The 17,958-nt window shown below is 63.9% G+C and carries 16 protein-coding genes; 8 read left to right on the top strand and 8 right to left on the bottom strand.

The features are described 5' to 3' along the window. Nucleotides 1-1,091, bottom strand: a 1,091-nt coding sequence (locus tag AC0L3U_RS34225; protein ID WP_473364693.1) for a HAMP domain-containing protein, incomplete at its 3' end; no start/stop codon positions are given. 381 nt (nt 1,092-1,472) lie between these two features. Between AC0L3U_RS34225 and AC0L3U_RS34220 the strand changes: the two genes are divergently transcribed. The 4 genes from AC0L3U_RS34220 to AC0L3U_RS34205 all read left to right on the top strand — a co-directional run bounded on the left by AC0L3U_RS34220 (nt 1,473) and on the right by AC0L3U_RS34205 (nt 6,514). Next, nucleotides 1,473-1,958, top strand: coding sequence for a (2Fe-2S)-binding protein (locus tag AC0L3U_RS34220; protein WP_027515099.1), 486 nt, complete (start codon nt 1,473-1,475; stop codon nt 1,956-1,958). Nucleotides 1,959-2,041: 83 nt separating this feature from the next. Then, a complete protein-coding gene (locus tag AC0L3U_RS34215) occupies nt 2,042-4,384 on the top strand; it encodes a xanthine dehydrogenase family protein molybdopterin-binding subunit (protein WP_473364692.1) in 2,343 nt (780 codons plus the stop codon). Between the two features lie 13 nt (nt 4,385-4,397). Then, a complete protein-coding gene (locus AC0L3U_RS34210) occupies nt 4,398-5,198 on the top strand; it encodes an FAD binding domain-containing protein (RefSeq protein WP_473364691.1) in 801 nt (266 codons plus the stop codon). Nucleotides 5,199-5,404: 206 nt separating this feature from the next. After that, entirely contained in the window at nt 5,405-6,514 is a 1,110-nt protein-coding gene (locus tag AC0L3U_RS34205; protein WP_473364690.1) for a CaiB/BaiF CoA transferase family protein, read from the top strand. A gap of 202 nt (nt 6,515-6,716) precedes the next feature. Here the strand turns inward: AC0L3U_RS34205 and hppD are convergent, their stop codons facing one another. Then, on the bottom strand, nt 6,717-7,832 hold the full coding sequence (hppD, locus tag AC0L3U_RS34200; protein ID WP_473364689.1) for a 4-hydroxyphenylpyruvate dioxygenase: 1,116 nt from the start codon (nt 7,830-7,832) through the stop codon (nt 6,717-6,719). A gap of 121 nt (nt 7,833-7,953) precedes the next feature. Here hppD and AC0L3U_RS34195 point away from each other — a divergent pair, with 121 nt between their 5' ends. Together AC0L3U_RS34195 and AC0L3U_RS34190 are read left to right on the top strand one after the other, a co-directional pair. After that, the gene (locus AC0L3U_RS34195; RefSeq protein ID WP_473294980.1) at nt 7,954-8,433 is read left to right on the top strand and encodes an Lrp/AsnC family transcriptional regulator; all 480 of its coding nucleotides are present in this window, start codon (nt 7,954-7,956) and stop codon (nt 8,431-8,433) included. 73 nt (nt 8,434-8,506) lie between these two features. Then, entirely contained in the window at nt 8,507-8,818 is a 312-nt protein-coding gene (locus AC0L3U_RS34190; protein ID WP_473364688.1) for a DUF1272 domain-containing protein, read from the top strand. A gap of 120 nt (nt 8,819-8,938) precedes the next feature. Here the strand turns inward: AC0L3U_RS34190 and fahA are convergent, their stop codons facing one another. The 5 genes from fahA to AC0L3U_RS34165 form a co-directional block, all read right to left on the bottom strand. After that, nucleotides 8,939-10,213, bottom strand: a complete 1,275-nt coding sequence (gene fahA, locus AC0L3U_RS34185) for a fumarylacetoacetase (RefSeq protein WP_473364687.1) — start codon at nt 10,211-10,213, stop codon at nt 8,939-8,941. A 179-nt stretch (nt 10,214-10,392) separates the two neighbouring features. Then, nucleotides 10,393-11,739 carry a homogentisate 1,2-dioxygenase gene (gene hmgA, locus AC0L3U_RS34180; RefSeq protein WP_473364686.1) on the bottom strand — a complete coding sequence of 449 codons (1,347 nt, stop codon included), beginning with the start codon at nt 11,737-11,739 and terminating at the stop codon, nt 10,393-10,395. After that, nucleotides 11,736-12,698: an MBL fold metallo-hydrolase gene (locus AC0L3U_RS34175; RefSeq protein ID WP_473364685.1), complete on the bottom strand. Its 963-nt coding sequence runs from the start codon at nt 12,696-12,698 to the stop codon at nt 11,736-11,738. Before AC0L3U_RS34175 ends, hmgA begins: the two co-directional genes overlap by 4 nt. A 19-nt stretch (nt 12,699-12,717) precedes the next feature. Further along, nucleotides 12,718-12,942: a DUF2783 domain-containing protein gene (locus AC0L3U_RS34170; RefSeq protein ID WP_204512819.1), complete on the bottom strand. Its 225-nt coding sequence runs from the start codon at nt 12,940-12,942 to the stop codon at nt 12,718-12,720. A gap of 13 nt (nt 12,943-12,955) precedes the next feature. Then, nucleotides 12,956-14,596, bottom strand: coding sequence for an FAD-dependent oxidoreductase (locus tag AC0L3U_RS34165; RefSeq protein WP_473364684.1), 1,641 nt, complete (start codon nt 14,594-14,596; stop codon nt 12,956-12,958). A gap of 110 nt (nt 14,597-14,706) precedes the next feature. Here AC0L3U_RS34165 and AC0L3U_RS34160 point away from each other — a divergent pair, with 110 nt between their 5' ends. Then, nucleotides 14,707-15,249 (top strand): MarR family winged helix-turn-helix transcriptional regulator, encoded by a 543-nt coding sequence (locus AC0L3U_RS34160; protein WP_473364683.1) that lies wholly within the window; start codon nt 14,707-14,709, stop codon nt 15,247-15,249. Here the strand turns inward: AC0L3U_RS34160 and AC0L3U_RS34155 are convergent, their stop codons facing one another. Further along, nucleotides 15,250-16,056, bottom strand: a complete 807-nt coding sequence (locus tag AC0L3U_RS34155) for an N-acyl homoserine lactonase family protein (protein ID WP_473364682.1) — start codon at nt 16,054-16,056, stop codon at nt 15,250-15,252. It lies immediately after the preceding gene. 372 nt (nt 16,057-16,428) lie between these two features. On the opposite strand from AC0L3U_RS34155, the gene AC0L3U_RS34150 reads away from it, so the two are divergent. Then, nucleotides 16,429-17,937 carry a caspase family protein gene (locus AC0L3U_RS34150; protein ID WP_473364681.1) on the top strand — a complete coding sequence of 503 codons (1,509 nt, stop codon included), beginning with the start codon at nt 16,429-16,431 and terminating at the stop codon, nt 17,935-17,937. Nucleotides 17,938-17,958 lie beyond the last annotated feature (21 nt).

The raw sequence follows: 17,958 nt of genomic DNA, 5'->3' as shown, positions 1-17,958 counted from the left end.
ACGGCCTGCACCTTGAATTCTTCTACCGCGCCGGCCATCTCGCCGATCTCGTCCTTGCGGCCCAGGCCCGGCAGCACCACGTCGAAATTGCCTGAGGCAAGCTCGCGCATCGCCTTGCACATCGCGATCATCGGACGCGAAATGCCGGTGCCGAGCAGGAAAGCGAGGATCGCGCCGAGCAGCGTGCCGCCGACGGCCAGCATCAGCACCAGTTGCTCGGTCTTCCCGATGGTCGCTTCCGATTCGGACTCCAGCCGCTGCTGTTCGGCAACGAGGTCCGCCTTCATGGCGGTGGCGCCCTGAAGGATCGCGCCGGCCGAGCCGCTCATCTCGGTGACGAGATCGTCGATCATTTTGGCATTGGCGATCAGCTTCTCCAGCGATTCCCGATAGGCACCGAGCAATCCCCTGGCGTCCTTCAGGCCGGCGACGATCTTGTCGTCCATGGAATAGACCGCGTTGAGCGAGTTCTCGACGAATTTCAGCCGCGCCAGCGCGCTGGTCGCGATCGCCTGGTCGGACGTCAGCACGAAATTGGTCGCCGCCGCGCTCGCGGTCTGGAATTGGGCGTTGACCTGCTTGGTCCCGAACTCGATCGCCTGCGCCTCGGAATCGGAAGCGTTATTGCCGATGTCGTCGAGCTTGTATTTCAGGAGGTTGGCGTTGCGCAGGAGCTGGTTCTGCACCAGCAGCGCGCTGTCGCGCTTGGCCTGGAGGACTTTTGCGAAGGTCGCGGAGAAGTTGGAGAACTCCTTGGCGAGCTTGCCCAGGCTCTCCTGGCGCGCCGGCTTCTTGGCGCTCTTGACCGCCTGGTCGATGGCGCCCTTCAAGCCGGTCTCCGCGTCCAGCGCCGTCTTGGCGTCGTCCTCCTTGCCGGTGACGACGAAATATTTGACGGCCGAGCGATAGGCGAGCAGCTCCCGGTCGATATTACGGGCGAGATCGGCCTCGGTGACGCTGCTGCGGTAGGACCCGACCCCGGACGAGACCCGCTCGAAACCAAAATAGGAGAAAGCCATGCTGCCGGCGGAGATCACCAGCACGGCGGCAAAGCCCAGGATGATCTTGGCGCGGAACCTGAGGGTCGGCATTATTGTGCGCTTCGACGACGACGCGATACGCCCGGACATTCCCACCCCCATTTTCATTCAGCCGAGATCCGGTGGCGCCCCGCCCCCTGACCTGGCTGCGCAAAACTAAGGCAGAATCGATAAGGGGCGGTAAATTCGGTGCGCCCGCAGAGTTTCAGGCTCTATCGGCCAGGGCGGACCCCTTAGACATATAGAGGCTGGCATCCCAGCCGCGGCCCGGCGCCGCGCCCGATCCGGTCGACTCGGCCTCCTCAATCAGCGCTGGCCATTCTGAATCAATGACTTTTCCATGACGCGGGCGACCAAAATCGTAGTTGCAAAGTTCCGGGTCGCTGTCTCTAATTAGAAACAATCAAAATCGACCCCGGGAGGACTTCAACCGTGTCTACAGTCAAACTGACGGTGAACGGCAAGGCTGTTGCCGTTGACGTCGAGGACCGCACGCTGCTTGTTCAGCTGCTGCGCGATCACCTCAACCTCACCGGAACCCATGTCGGCTGCGACACCAGCCAGTGCGGCGCCTGCGTCGTCCATATGGACGGCAAGGCGGTCAAATCCTGCACCATGCTGGCGGGCCAAGCCGATGGCGCCAGCATCACCACGATCGAAGGCATCGCCAAGGGCGACGAACTGCACCCGATGCAGGCGGCCTTCCGCGACAATCATGGCCTGCAGTGCGGCTATTGCACGCCGGGCATGATCATGTCGGCCATCGACATCGTGCACCGCCATGGTGGCCAGCTCGACGAGGCCACCGTCCGCCACGAGCTCGAAGGCAATATCTGCCGCTGCACCGGCTACCACAACATCGTCAAAGCCGTGCTGGACGCGGCAGGCCGCATGAAGGTCTCGCAGGCGGCCGAGTAAGCGGCCCGCCTCGAACAAGAACGATCGCCGCCGCTTTCGAGGGAAAGCGCGGTCAAGATAAATTCCGGTCGGGAGGACCAGACATGGGTGTTGAAGGCATTGGCGCCAGCGTCGTGCGCAAGGAAGACAAGCGTTTCATTACCGGCAAGGGCCGCTACGTCGACGACATCAAATTGCAGGGCATGACCCATGCCCATTTCATCCGCAGCCCGCACGCGCATGCCAAGGTGAAGGGAATCGATTCCTCCGCCGCGCTGAAGATGCCGGGCGTGGTCGCCGTGCTGACTGGCCAGGAGATCGTCGACGACAAGGTCGGCAATCTCATCTGCGGCTGGGCCATCACCTCCAAGGACGGCAGCCCGATGAAGATGGGCGCATGGCCGGCAATGGCGCCGGAAACGGTGCGCTTCGTCGGTCAGGCCGTCGCAGTCGTGATCGCCGAGACCAAAAATCTCGCACGCGACGCGGCCGAAGCCGTGGTCGTGAACTACGAAGAGCTGCCCGCGGTCGCCGACGTCCACGCCGCGATCAAGTCCGGTGCGCCGCAGCTGCATCCCGAAGCTCCCGGCAACCAGGTCTATGACTGGGTGATCGGCGACGAGGGCGCCACCGATGCTGCCTTCGCCAAGGCCGCCAACGTGGTGAAGCTCGACGTCACCAACAACCGCCTCGCGCCGAACGCAATGGAGCCGCGCGCCGCGATCGCCGATTACGATTCCGCGGAAGAGCACTTCACGCTCTACACGACGTCGCAGAATCCCCACGTCGCCCGCCTGGTGCTGTCGGCGTTCTACAACATCGCACCCGAGCACAAGCTGCGCGTGATCGCGCCCGACGTCGGCGGCGGCTTCGGCTCCAAGATCTTCATCTACCCCGAAGAAATGGTGGCGCTGTGGGCCTCGAAGAAAGTCGGCCGACCCGTGAAATGGACCGGCGACCGCACCGAGGCCTTCCTCACCGACGCCCATGGCCGCGACCATGTCACTCATGCCGAGATGGCGTTCGACGCCAACAACAAGATCACCGGATTGAAGGTGAAGACCTACGCCAATTTCGGCGCTTACATGTCGCTGTTCTCGTCCTCGGTGCCGACCTATCTCTACGCGACGCTGCTGTCGGGCCAGTACAACATCCCGGCGATTCATGCCGAGGTGGTCGGGGTCTACACCAACACCACGCCGGTCGACGCCTATCGCGGCGCGGGCCGCCCCGAGGCAAGCTATCTGATCGAACGTCTGATGGAGACGGCGGCGCGGCAGTTGAAGGTCGATCCGGCCGCGCTGCGCCGGACCAACTTCATCACCCAGTTCCCGCACCAGACGCCGGTGATCATGGCTTATGACACCGGCGACTTTAACGCCTCGCTCGACGCCGCGATGAAGGCGATCGACTATGCCGGCTTTGCCGGGCGCAAGGCCAAGGCGAAGGCCGACGGCAAGCTGCGCGGCATTGGCGTGTCCTGCTACATCGAGGCCTGCGGCATCGCGCCATCGAAGGCCGTCGGCAGCCTGGGCGCCGGCGTCGGTCTTTGGGAATCCGCCGAAGTCCGCGTCAACCCGGTCGGCACCATCGAGGTCCTGACGGGATCACACAGCCACGGCCAGGGTCACGAGACCACGTTCTGCCAGCTCGTTGCGGAGCGCCTCGGCGTTCCCATCAGCCAGGTCTCGATCGTCCATGGCGACACCGACAAGGTGCAGTTCGGCATGGGCACCTACGGCTCGCGCTCGGCGGCCGTCGGCCTCACCGCGATCCTGAAGGCGATGGAGAAGATGGAATCCAAAGCCAAGAAAATCGCCGCGCACGCGCTGGAAGCCTCGGAAGGCGACATCGTCATCGAGAACGGCGAGTTCAAGGTGGCCGGGACCGACAAGGCGATCGCCTTCCCGATGGTCGCGCTCGCGGCCTACACCGCGCACAATCTGCCTGACGGGATGGAGCCGGGCCTGAAGGAGAGTGCCTTCTATGACCCGACCAACTTCACCTTCCCGGCCGGCACCTATATCTGCGAGCTCGAGGTCGATCCCGGTACCGGCAAGACGTCTTTCGTCAACTTCGTCGCGGCCGACGATTTCGGCCGGCTGATCAACCCGATGATCGTCGAGGGCCAGGTCCATGGCGGCCTGGTGCAAGGCATCGGACAAGCGTTGCTCGAGCACGCGATCTACGACGCCAGCGGGCAGCCGGTCACGGCCTCGTTCATGGACTACGCCATGCCGCGCGCCGACGACGTTCCCTCGTTCAACCTCTCCCACACCACGACGCTGTGCCCGGGCAATCCGCTCGGCATCAAGGGTTGCGGTGAGGCCGGCGCGATCGGGGCGTCAGCGGCCGTGATCAATGCGATCACGGACGCGATCGGCAAGAACAATCTGGAAATGCCCGCAACCCCTGACAGGGTGTGGCGCACGATCCACGCGGCTTAAGGGAGGAACGAAGATGTACCAGACCGTTTATCATCGCGCGTCCTCGGTTGACGAAGCCGTCGCCCTGTTCTCCAAGAGCACCGAAGCAAAGTTCCTCGCCGGCGGCCAGACGCTGCTGCCGGTAATGAAGCAGCGCCTCGCCAGCCCCTCCGACGTCATCGACCTCGGCAAGATCAAGGAGCTGCTGGGCGTCGAGCTCTCGGGCGACGTGCTGACCATCAAGGCCGGCACGACCTATTTCGACATCATGCAGAATGCCGATGTGAAGAAGGCGATCCCCGCAATCGCTTATCTCACCTCGGTGCTCGGCGACCCCGCCGTGCGCTATCGCGGCACGATCGGCGGCTCGATCGCCAACAACGATCCCGCGGCGGATTTTCCCGCCGCGCTGCTCGCGCTCAGTGCCACCGTGAAGACCAACAAGCGGTCGATCACGGCGGATGACTTCTTCCAGGGCATGTTCACGACGGCGCTGGAGGACGGCGAGCTCATCACCGCCGTGTCGTTCCCGGTTCCGGCGAAGGCAGGCTACGAAAAGATGCGCCACCCGGCGTCTCGCTTCGCGCTGACCGGCGTGTTCGTCGCGCAGACGAAATCGGGCGAGGTTCGGGTGGCCGCCACCGGCGCCTCGCAAAGCGGCGTGATGCGGGTCCCCGCCATCGAAACGGCACTGAAGGCGAATTGGTCACCTTCGGCGATCGACGGCGTGAGCATTTCGGCGAGCAATCTGCTGGCCGACATCCACGGCACGGCGGAGTACCGCGCCAACCTGATCAAGGTGATGGCGCAGCGCGCGGTGGCTGCCGCACGCTGATCACCGCGCTTAGCGCCTCGACGCAAATTTTCCGCGGCGCGCACTTCGGTGCGCGCCGTATTTATTTGGCCGTGCGGATGAAAAGCGCTTGCCTCGCTGACGTGAAGGCGAGAAAAGTTAATCAGCCAATTAACTCGCCCACAGAGGAATGTCCGAGGCGATTGCCGAACAATCGGCATCCGCCCGCGACCCGAGGAAACAACGACGTGCTCGACAAATCAGCCCCCACCTCCTCCGTTCGCACCTCCGGCCCGCTCGCAGGCTTCCGCATCGTCGAATTTGCTGGCATTGGACCCGGCCCGTTCGCCTGCATGATGCTGGCCGACATGGGTGCCGAAATCGTCACGCTCGATCGTGTCGGCGCCAGGAAGAACATGAAGTCGGTCGCGGGCCGCGGCCGCAAGGTGATCGAGCTCGACCTCAAGGACAAGACGGCGATCGCGGAGGTGCTCGACCTGCTTGCGAATGCGGACGCGCTGGTCGAGGGTTTCCGTCCCGGCGTGATGGAGCGGCTCGGGCTCGGGCCTGACGTGGTGCTCGCGCGCAATCCAAAGCTGGTCTACGGCCGCATGACCGGCTGGGGCCAGCAAGGCCCGCTCGCCAACGCCGCCGGCCACGACATCAACTACATCTCCATCACCGGCGCGCTCGCCGCGATCGGCACCAAGGAAGCGCCGGTGCCGCCGCTCAATTTGGTCGGCGATTTCGGCGGCGGCGCGCTCTACCTCGTGGTCGGCGTGCTTGCTGCGCTGCTGGAAGCCTCGCGGTCAGGCAAGGGCCAGGTCGTCGATGCCGCGATGTGCGACGGCGCGGCATCGCTGATGTCGTTCTTCTTCGACATGACCACGCTCGGCCGCTGGACCGAAGGCCGCGACCAGAATTTCCTCGACGGCGGCGCGCATTTCTACGGCGTCTACGAATGCGCCTGCGGCCATTTCGTCTCGATCGGCTCGATCGAGCCGCAGTTCTACGCGCTGCTGCGCGAGCACGCCGGCCTGACCGACGCCGATTTCGACGCGCAGATGGACCGCAAGGCCTGGCCCGCGCTCAAGGAAAAACTGAAGACGGTGTTCAAGAGCAAGACGCGCGAGGACTGGTGCAAGATCATGGAAGGCACCGACATCTGCTTTGCGCCGGTGCTGACCATGTCGGAAGCGACCGAGCATCCGCACATGGTCGCCCGACAGATGTTCGTCGAGCGCCACGGCGTGAAGCAGCCCGCGCCGGCGCCGCGCTTTTCGCGGACACCATCGGCGATGCGCGAGCCGGAAGCGGCCGAGATCGGCGCGGTGACGAAGGCGTGGGCGGAGCGTTAGACCTAGGAGCTGCAAGATCTCTGCTGCCGCACCACACTCCGGGTCGTCCCGGCGAAGGCCGGGACCCATAGCCACGACATTTGGTTTGGCGAAGACTCGGGGTTACCGCCTGCGTGCAACAGCCACTCCCTGGGGGTATGGGTCCCGGCCTTCGCCGGGACGACAGCTGTTTTGACGCGGCAGTCTGCCAAAAAGCCGCGGCCTACGCCGCATCCACCTTCAGCACCCCACGCCGGATCTGATCCTCCTCGATCGATTCGAACAGCGCCTTGAAATTACCCTCGCCGAAACCGTCGTCGCCCTTGCGCTGGATGAACTCGAAGAAGATCGGGCCGATCGCGTTAGCCGAGAAGATCTGCAGCAGCACTTTGGTCTGGCCGCCCTCGACGACACCCTCGCCGTCGATCAGGATGCCGTTCTTCTGCAGGCGCGCGAGGTCCTCGCCATGCTTCGGCAACCGCGCGTCGATCCGCTCAAAATAGGTGTTTGGCGGCGCCGGCATGAAGGGCAGGCCGGCTTCGCGCAAGTCCTCGATGGTGCGATAGATATCTCGGCAGCCGCAGGCGATGTGCTGGATGCCCTCGCCGCGATAGATATTGAGATATTCCTCGATCTGGCCGGAATCGCCGGCGTCCTCGTTGATCGGAATCCGGATCTTGCCATCGGGGCTCGTCAGTGCCCGCGAGAACAGGCCCGAGGCGCGGCCCTCGATGTCGAAGAAGCGGATCTGGCGGAAGTTGAAGAGTTTTTCGTAGAACCCGGTCCAGACATCCATGCGGCCGCGATGGACGTTGTGGGTGAGGTGATCGAGATAGAACAGGCCGGCGCCGGCGGGACGCGGATCGCGCGCGCCGAGCCATTCGAACTCGCTGTCATAGGGCGAACCCTTGGCGCCGTAGCGATCGACGAAATAGAGTAGGCTGCCGCCGATGCCCTTGATCGCGGGGACGTCGAGCGTCTTCTGAGCGGAGGACACATCCGCAGCTTCGGCACCGAGCGATATCGCACGGTCATAGGCCTTCTTGGCATCGACGACGCGAAACGCCATCGACGGCGCACAGGGGCCGTGCGCGGCGACGAAATCATGACCCTGGGTGCCGGGCTCCTCGTTGACGAGATAGTTGATGTCACCCTGGCGATAGACCGTGATGGACTTGGTCTTGTGGCGCGCGACGGGCGCATAACCCATCAGCTTGAACAGCGCGTGCAGCTGTTCCGGATCGGGATGCGCATATTCGACGAATTCGAACCCGTCGGTGCCCATCGGATTGTCGGCGCTGATCGTGGCCGGCGGTGCATCGTGCGGAAACGGACCCATGGCGCTCTCCCAAATTGCTGCTGGGAGGAACTATCCTTCATGGCGCCTGCAATGAGCGTGCAAATGGGACGTCATTTGGTTATCCTGCGCACGATCTGTGCATAAAACCGGACAATTGCGCATGACTTTGGTGGATGCCTTCGACCTCAAGATCCTGGGCGCGCTCCAGGACGACGGCCGCCTCACCAACCAGGAATTGGCCGACCTCGCGGGGCTCTCGGCCTCGCAATGCTCGCGCCGGCGGATGCGGCTGGAGGAGGAGAAGGTGATCGCGGGCTATCACGCCGACCTCTCCAGTGAGGCGCTGGGCTTCGGCGTGGTCGCTTTCATCCAGGTGACGCTGGCGACGCACTCGCCGGACAATTCGAAACGCTTCCGAACGCTGGTCAACCGAATCGACGAGATCCAGGAGGCCTATTCGCTCACGGGCGACGCCGACTATGTGCTGAAAGCCGTGTTGCGCGACCTGAAGGGTCTCTCCAATCTCGTCAACGACGTGCTGATGCCGCACCAGAGCGTGGCGCATGTGCGCTCGTCGATCGTGCTCGACCGGCTGAAGGAAAGCACGCGTCTGCCGCTGAAGGAAATCAAACCCGGCTGAAATCGAGGGAAATCCGGCATTCGCGCTGCGCGCGCGATCTGCGATGATCCCGGCCAAACTGCGGAGACTGAGCATGGCCCTCCAGCTTCGACCGAACTGCGAATATTGCGACCGCGACCTGCCCCCGAACGCAACCGATGCGCGGATCTGCTCCTATGAATGCACGTTCTGTGCGGAATGCGTGGAGACGAAACTCTCCAACGTCTGCCCGAATTGCGGCGGCGGTTTTGCGCCGCGCCCGATCAGGCCAACGCAGCAATGGCGACCGGGCGTGTGCACGACCAACCAGGCGCCGTCGGACAAGCGGGTGCATCTGAAGTACAGCCTGGAGGACGTCGCGGCGCATTGCGCGCGGGTCAAGGATGTACCGCCTGAAATGCGATGAACTCTCTCCCCGTCATTGCGAGGAGCCCTTGCGACGAAGCAATCCAGACTGCCTCCGCGGAAAGATTCTGGATTGCTTCGCTACGCTCGCAATGACGGAGTTTGTGGAAGCGGCGGCGCCCTACTCCGCCGGCAAAATCGTCCCCTCGACCTCACCAAAACCGATGCGATAGCCCTCGCCCTGACACCAGCCGCGCATGACAAGGCTGTCGCCGTCTTCCAGGAACGTGCGCTTCACGCCGCCGGGCAATTCGACCGGCTCGGTGCCGTTCCAGCTGATCTCCAACAGGCTGCCGCGCTGGTTCTTCTCCGGGCCGGAAATGGTGCCGCTGCCGAGGAGGTCGCCGACATTCATGGCGCAGCCGGAGGAGGCGTGGTGCATCAGCTGCTGCACCGAGGACCAGTACATGTACTTGAAATTGGTACGGCTGATACCGGCCGGCGCGTTGGCTCCGGCGGCACGCAAGGAGACGTCGAGCTCAAGCTCGTAGTTCTGCGGCTTGCCCTGCTTGAGGTAGTCGAGCGGCACCGGCTCCTGCTCCGGCCCGCTCAGGCGAAACGGCTCCAGCGCCTCGCGCGTCACCACCCACGGGCTGATCGAGGTCGCGAACGCCTTGGCCAGGAACGGGCCAAGCGGCACATATTCCCATTGCTGGATGTCGCGCGCGCTCCAGTCGTTGAGCAGCACGAAGCCGAAGATCATCTCCTCGGCCTGCTGCTCCGTGAGCATCCCGCCCATCGGCGAAGGCTGGCCGATCACGACGCCCATCTCCAGTTCGAAATCGAGCCGCTTGCACGGCCCGAAGCTCGGCGCCTCCACATTCGGCGGCTTGAGCTGCCCGCGCGGACGCTTCACCTTGGTGCCGGAGACCACGACGGTCGAGGCACGGCCGTTGTAGGCGATCGGCATATGCAGCCAGTTCGGCTGCAGCGCATTGTCCTTGCCACGGAACATCACGCCGACATTGGTGGCGTGTTCTTTCGACGAATAGAAATCGGTGTAGCCGAAGACTGCGAATGGCAGATGCAGTTTCGCATCGCGCATCGGCACCAGAGCCTGCTTGCGCAGCTCCTCGTTGTCGCGCAGTTCTGGATGATCGTGGCGCAGCAGTTCGCTGATCCGCGCCCGCGTCTTCGTCCAGACCTTCGGCCCCAGCGCCATGAAAGCATTGAGCGACGGCGTCGAGAACACGCCGAGCGGGCCGACGTCGAGCCGCGAATCCTGCTCGAGCTCCCAGAGATCGAGCACGTAATTACCGATCGCCACGCCGACGCGCGGCGTCGGATTGGCCGCGGTCGAGAACACGCCGTAAGGCAGGTTCTGGATCGGGAAATCGGAGGCGGCATCGACGTCGATGAAGGAGCGGAGGCTGGGATCGTTGGGGTGGGTTGTCACTTTTTCGCTCGGTTCTTTTTTCCTTCTCCCCTTGCGGGAGAAGGTGGCGCGAAGCGCCGGATGAGGGGTATCTGTCCGCGAGTCCAAAGGAGAGAGGTTCACGCGCGGATAGAACCCCTCACCCGTCTCGCCGCTGCGCGGCGAGCCACCCTCTCCCACAAGGGGAGAGGGGAAGAACGCTACGGCCGATTCGGGTCGAACCGCTTCTCGAGGCCCTTCCAACAATCCGCGTAGTCGTCCTGCAACGTCGCGGAATTCGCGGCGTGCGCGGTGACGCGCTGCGCGTAGCGGGTCTCGAACATGAAGGCCATGGTGCCGGTCAGCTTGACCGGCTTCAGCTCGCCGTTGCTGGCGTGCTCGAAGGCATCGCGATCGGGGCCGTGCGGCAGCATGCAATTGTGAAGGCTCATGCCGCCCGGCACGAAACCTTGCGGCTTGGCGTCGTAGACGCCGTAGATCAGCCCCATGAACTCGCTCATGATGTTCATGTGATACCAAGGCGGGCGGAAGGTGTTGTCGGCGACCATCCAACGCTCGGGGAAGATCACGAAATCGATATTCGCCGTGCCCGCGGTCTCCGACGGCGAGGTCAGCACGGTGAAGATCGAGGGATCGGGATGATCGAAGCCGATCGCGCCGACCGGCGAGAAGCTACGCAGATCATATTTGTACGGCGCATAATTACCGTGCCAGGCGACGACGTCGATCGGCGAGTGGGGCAACTGCGTCTTGAACAGCGATCCGCCCCATTTCACGAACAACTCGGTCGGCGTGTCCTTGTCCTCGTAGTGCGCGACCGGTGTCAGGAAGTCGCGGGCATTGGCGAGACAGTTGGCGCCGATCGGCCCGCGCTCCGGCAGCGTGAAGGCGCCGCCGTAGTTTTCGCAGAGATAGCCGCGCGCGGGTCCGTTCGCAATCTCCACCCGGAACTTGACGCCACGCGGGATCACCACGATCTCGCCGGGCTCGGCATCGATCCGGCCGAACTCGGTGACGATGCGAAGATTGCCCTGCTGCAGCACGAACATCAGCTCGCCGTCGGCATTGTAGAAGTGCTGGTCCACCATCGACTTGGTGATGAGATAGACATGCGCGGCCATGCCGGCCTGGGTGTTGACGTCGCCGGCGGTGGTCATGGTCTGCACGCCCTGAAGGAAGGTCATGTCCTCCTTCGGGATCGGCGCCGGGTCCCAGCGCAATTGCGCGATCGGCAGGTCGTTTTCATGACAAGGCGCCGAGCGCCACAGGCCGCCGTCGGCCTTCTCGAAGCGACCCGAATGTTTCACCGACGGGCGAATACGATAGAGCCAGGAGCGCTCGTTGCTGCCGCGCGGCGCGGTGAAGGGCGAGCCGGAAAGCTGTTCGGCATAGAGGCCGTAGGCGCAGCGTTGCGGCGAGTTGCGTCCGATCGGCAGCGCGCCCGGCAACGCCTCGGTCTCAAAGCTGTTGCCGAAGCCGGACATGTAGCCCGGCGTGACCTGGGCTGTGCTGCGAATGATCTGATCGGGCGAGGTATTGATGTTCATGATGATCCTCCTCCTTGCAGGGCGGCCCACATCTCCTGGTCGCGCTTGTCGGTCCAGATCACAGGATCGTCGATTCCCGACGCCTCGTCGAAGGCACGCGACACGTTGAACGGCAGACAGTGCTCGTAGATGGCGAAGCTCGAAAATTTCGGATCCATGACCTCACGCGTCGCCGCCATCGATTGCTTCAGCGTGCGGCCCTTGGCGACCGAGATTTCAGCGGCGCCGTAGAGCGAGGTGACGAAGTCGCGCGTCATCGCGATAGCTTCGCGCACTGTGGCGACACCTTTCAGCGCATCGCCGCGGCCCGGCGCGATCGCCTTCGGATTGAAGTTGCGGATCTCGTTCAGCGTCAGCGGCCATTCGCGCAAATGCGCGTCGCCGCAATAGCAGGCCGAGTGGTATTCGATCATGTCACCGGAGAACATCACCTCGGCATCGGGCACCCAGGCGACGATGTCACCGGAGGTGTGGCCGGCGCCAAGCTGCATCAGGCGCACCTCGCGCTTGCCGAGATAGATCGACATTTCGCCTTCGAAGGTCAGCGTCGGCCAGGTCAGACCGGGAATGCTCGATGCGTCCTGAAACAGGCGCGGGAAGCGGCCATATTCGGAATCCCAATCCTGCTGGCCACGCTCCTCGATCAGGCGATGGGTCTCCTGCGAGGCGACGATGCCCTGCGCCTTGTAGGCGGATGCACCGAGCACGCGCACGGCGTGATAATGCGACAGCACGACATATTTGATCGGCTTGTCGGTGACGGTACGGACGCGCTCGATCACCTTGTTGGCCATTGCCGGCGTCGACTGCGCGTCGAACACCAGGCAACCGTCGTCGCCGACGATGATCGCGGTGTTCGGATCGCCCTCCGCCGTGAAGGCGTAGAGATCGGTGCCGATCTCGGAGAAGGTGATCTTCTTCTCGGAAAGATCGCCGGTGGATGCGAAGTTCTTCGCCATCAGTTTATTCCTTTGGACATTATTGCTGTTGCTGTTGTTGCTGCTGGCCGTCGATCATGCGCCGCTTGGCGAGCAGGATCGCTTCCCGCAATACGTCGATATCGCCGATATGGTTGGCAAGGATCAGCACCAGCGCCGCGTCGAAGTCCGCGCTTTGCTCGTCGGTGAAGCCACGATGCGCCTCCACGATGGCGCGAAAGGCGTCGTCGGGCCGCGCGAAGTTCGAGCTGGTGGAGAGCGGCATGCGAATCCTCAATTCAAGCCAGTTCTTGATTCAAACCCTGGGCCCGCGACAGCGCTGCCGCGACGCCCGCGCGCGTGGGGTGGCGGAAGCGCGCCGCGACATAGCCGTCCGGCCTGAGCAGGTAGGCTGAGCCGGGCTCCGCGTCATAGCGCTTTGCGGTGAGCCCCGCCGGATCTGCGAGCCCGTCCTCACCGCCGATGCAGATGTCCTTCACACCAACAGGCACCTCGATCGCCGCGCCATTGCTGAACGACAGCAAGGTGAAGTCCGTTCCACCCTTGCGGAACGCATCCGTCAAATAGGCTTGCTCGCCCGCGCGGGTCGTAACGGGAGCATCGAGCATCGAGCAACCCGGGAGCGGGCCAGCGCTCCACGCCTCCGCATCGGGCGACGACAGCGGCGAGTCATAGCTGCACGGCACCGAGAGCCGCCCGCCATTGACCATGCGCTTGCCGAACTCCGTTTCCTTGGCCAGCGACAGCACCGCCTTGCGCAGCCGCGCTTCCTGATGCGAGTTCGGCGCCATGAAGTCGGTCGAGCAGGTGGATTCACGGATGTTCTCGTCGGCCGCCCCACTGCGCTCGACATGGTAGCTCTCGAGCAGGCTCGCGGGTGAGGCGCCGCGCAGCACGCGGTCGAGCTTCCAGGAGAGGTTCTCGGCGTCCTCGAGTCCCGAATTGGCGCCGCGCGCGCCGAAGGGCGAGACCTGGTGCGCGGAATCGCCTGCAAAGATCACGCGGCCATGGACGAAGCGATCCATCCGCCGGCACTGGAATTTGTAGAGCGAGATCCACTCGAATTCGAACTTGTCGTGGCCGAGCATGCGCGCAATCCGCGGCCGCACGTTCTCGGGCTTCTTCTCGACGATGGGGTCGGCATAGCGATTGAGCTGAAGGTCGATGCGCCAGACATCGTCAGGCTGTCGGTGCAACAGCGCCGAACGTCCGGCATGAAACGGCGGATCGAACCAAAACCAGCGCTCGGTCGGGAACTCCGCGGTCATCTTGACGTCGGCGATCAGGAACTGGTCCTCGAACACCTGTCCCGCGAAGTCGGCGCCCACCATCTGCCGCAGCGACGAGCGCGCGCCGTCGCAGGCGACGACATATTGCGCGTGCAGGCGATAGGCGCCCTCCGGCGTCTCGATCGTCAGCGCGACGGAATCGTTGCGGCGCTCCAGCGCCGTCACCTTGTTGCGCCAGCGCAGATTGATCTCGGGCAGCTCGCTGATGCGGTCGACCAGATAGGCTTCGGCGTAATATTGCTGGAGATTGATGAAGGCCGGTCGCTTGTGACCGTCGTCCGGCAGCAGATTGAACTGGTAGAGCTGCTGCTCGCCGTGGAAGATGCGGCCGACGCTCCAGACCACGCCCTTGTCGACCATACGGTCGCCGACGCCGAGCCGGTCCCAATATTCCAGCGAACGTTTCGAGAAGCAGATCGCGCGAGAGCCCTCGCCAATGCGGTCGGCATCATCCAGAAGGATGACGTGCTGGCCACGCTGGGCAAGGTCGATCGCCAGCGATAGCCCGACCGGGCCCGCGCCGACGATCACCACGGGATGCTCGGCCGCGCTCTGCCCGAGACGATCCTGATCGGGGTGGCGGCGATAGCCGAACTGGGTTTTGGCCTGATGCGTATTGGCCTTCGCCATGCGCTAACCTCGGCTCTGGTCAGGAGAGGCCTGATCTGCTAGATAGTCTCACGTGCAACTATTTTGGACCGGAGCCGGCCGGCCGTCAACTGGAATTCGGAGCGCTCTCCTTGGCGAGGACATCCAGCGACATCGCGCTGAAGACACGTGAGGCCAATGAGGCCCCAGCGCGGCCACAAACACGCCTCGACCTGTTCAAGTTCGTGCCGTTCCGCCTCAACCGGCTCGCGGCGGAGGTCAGCGCCGCGCTTTCGGTCGAATATCAGGAACGTCACGGCCTCGACATCCCGGCCTGGCGCGTGATCGCGACGCTCGGCTTCCGCAACGATGCCTGCAGCGCGCAGTACGTCGCGCAGTGCACCCGCACGCACAAATCCACCATCAGCCGCGCGGTGACCATGTTGCTGCAACAAGGATTGATCGAGCGCGTCGAGAACGAAGCCGATCGCCGCGAATTCCGCCTGCGACTGACGAGGAAAGGCCGCACGCTCTATGAGGAGCTGTTTCCGCAATTGCTGCGGCGGGAAGACGAGATTCTCGCCTGCCTCTCCGCGCAGGAGCGCAAACAGCTGTCGACACTGCTCGGCAAGATCGAACAGAGCCTCGATTTGATTCAGACCAGCGAGGAGGCCGACGCCAAGCAGGCGTATTGATCACTTTGCAAACGACCGCGACGGCGGCAGATGCAGCGCCCAGACATCGACCTGGTCGCTGGCGCGCGGATAGATTTCCGTCACGATCGGGTCGTGGCCGGGAATGAACCGGTCAGGATGGCCGGCGAGACGCTCGATCGTCTCCCAGCCAACCGCCATGTCGCCGACATTGTAGACGATCGGGAATGGGCTCCTGCGCTGGAGATTGGCGTAGTAATGCGCGGCATCGGACGCCAGCACCACCGGTCCGCGGACGGTCTCGACCCTCACCACCTGCAAGCCGTCGGAATGGCCGCCGACGCGGTGCACGGTGACGCCGGGCGCGACCTCGCCGTCGCCGGAATAGAAATTGACGCGCTCGCCATAGACATGGCGGACCATCTGGGTGACGTGCTCGACCGAGAACGGATGTCGCAGCAGTCCGTTGCACATGCAGCGTCCCGTCGCGTAGGCCATCTCGCGCTCCTGGATATGGAAGCGCGCGTTCGGGAAGCGGTCGAGATTGCCGGCATGGTCGTAATGCAGATGCGTCACGATGATGTCGCGAATGCTCGACGCCGCGACACCAAAGCGCTCCAGCGCGTCGACCGGGTTGAGTGTCAGCTTGCGGGCCCGCAAGCCCGCCTCCTCGGCATTGAACCCGGTATCGACCAGGATGTCGCGGCCGTTGCCGCGGATCAGCCAGACGAAATAGTCGAGGTCCTGCGCCGCGCTGTCATGCGGGTCGGGCGCGAGGAAGTTCATTTGGGGCGTGCGCGGCGACATCGTCGCGTAGCGCAGGGCGTAGATTTCGTAGGCGTTTCCCATGGTTTTGATCTTGCTCTTTTGTGGATGCACCTTCAGGGGCGATTGATCGCAACAAGCCATCGTCCACCGCAAAGGTCAAACACCTGAGGTTGCGAAGGAGGCCCCTCCGCAATGTGAGACCAATCACATTGTTGTCGCCATGGCTGCGCTAACGTGCAGCCGCAATGACAACCAGAATGCATCGCGTGCAATCGTGACCGCCCGTTTATTCCCCCGCAACATGCCCATGCGTCGCGGTCAATTGTCGCGATCGCGCCGAATCCGCAAGCGGTTGACGCCCCCCTTCCCCGGTTTGATAATGCACATTGCGTAAGTTAAGGTCGCCGCGGCGCAAGCTGGAAACGGCGCCTTTTTGGCTGGATCGCGCTAATTATGAAAATTCGCCTGCTTTTCGTTCTGTCCTTGCTCGTGTCGCTCATCCCGACCGCTCCGTCACTTGCGGCCGGCGATCGCTTTGCGCTGGTCATCGGCAACGCCAAATACCCGGACGCCGACGCTCCCCTGAAGGAACCGCTCAACGACGCGCGCGATGTCGCCGACGAGCTCAAGCGCGACGGCTTTTCCGTCGAGACCGGTGAGAACCTGACCGGTGACGGCATGCGCCGTGCTTTCGACAAGCTCTACGGCAAGATCAAGCCGGGGTCGGTGGCACTGGTGTTCTTCAGCGGCTTCGGCATCCAGTCCGCGCGGCAGAGCTATTTGCTGCCGATCGATGCGCAGATCTGGACCGAATCTGACGTGCGCCGCGACGGCATCAGCCTCGAAACCGTGCTCGGCGAGCTCAACACCCGCGGCGCCGGCGTCAAGATCGCGCTGGTCGACGCCTCCAGGCGCAACCCGTTCGAGCGCCGGTTCCGCAGCTTCTCGGCCGGCCTGACCCCCGTCATCGCGCCGAACGGCACGCTGGTGATGTATTCGGCGGCGCTGGCCTCGGTGGTCTCGGACGCCGGCGGCGACCACAGCCTGTTCGTCCAGGAACTCCTCAAGGAAATCCGCGTCCCCGACCTGATGGCCGAGGAGACGCTGAACCGCACCAAGATGGGCGTCACCCGTGCCTCCAGGGGCGAGCAGGTGCCGTGGATCTCCTCGTCACTGGCCGAGGATTTCTCGTTCATTCCAGGGGCCGGCGGGTCGCGCCCGACAACGACCCCGCCACCCGCGCCGCCGCCGGTCGTCGCCAACAACCCGCCGCCGGCCCCGCCCGCGCCACCGCCACCTGTGCTGCCGAAACCGGCCGACACGGTGGCCGCGCCCGCTCCGTTACCGAAGCCGCAGGTCGAGGCTGCCTTGCCACCGGCACCGCCGCCGCCACCACCGCCTGTGCTACCGGCCGATCCCGTCACCGCTCCGAGCATGGAAAGCGGGCCGAGTGCGGCCGTCCTAGCCGAGGATCCCACCATCAAGGGGCTAACCGCCAAGATCGCGGCCAATCCGGACGACGTGAACGCGCTTTACCGGCGAGGTCAGGTCTATGCCAGCAAGGGCGCCTACAGCCTGGCCATCAAGGATTTTGATGAGACGCTCCGGATCAACCCGAAGGACGTCGAGGCGCTGAACAACCGCTGCTGGACCCGCACCGTCGTCGGCGACCTCCAGGGGGCGCTGAAGGATTGCAACGAGGCCCTGCGGCTGCGGCCGAACTTCGTCGACGCGCTGGACAGCCGGGGGCTCGTCAATCTGAAATCGGGGGCGGTGAAGAACGCCATCGCCGATTTCGAGGCCGCCCTGAGGATCAATCCGCGCCTGACCTCCTCGCTGTTCGGACGCGGGATCGCCAAGCAGCGCAACGGCTCGGCGCAGGAAGGTGCGCTCGACATCGCCAATGCCAAGGCGATGGACCCGAACATTGTTCAGGAATTCGCAAGCTACGGAGTGCGTTGATATTTTTTTGAATCGGGGCCG

The organism is Bradyrhizobium sp. Kon69 (assembly GCF_055807515.1).
Note: the sequence above shows the minus strand (reverse complement) of the source record. Positions and strands in the feature narration are given on the sequence as shown.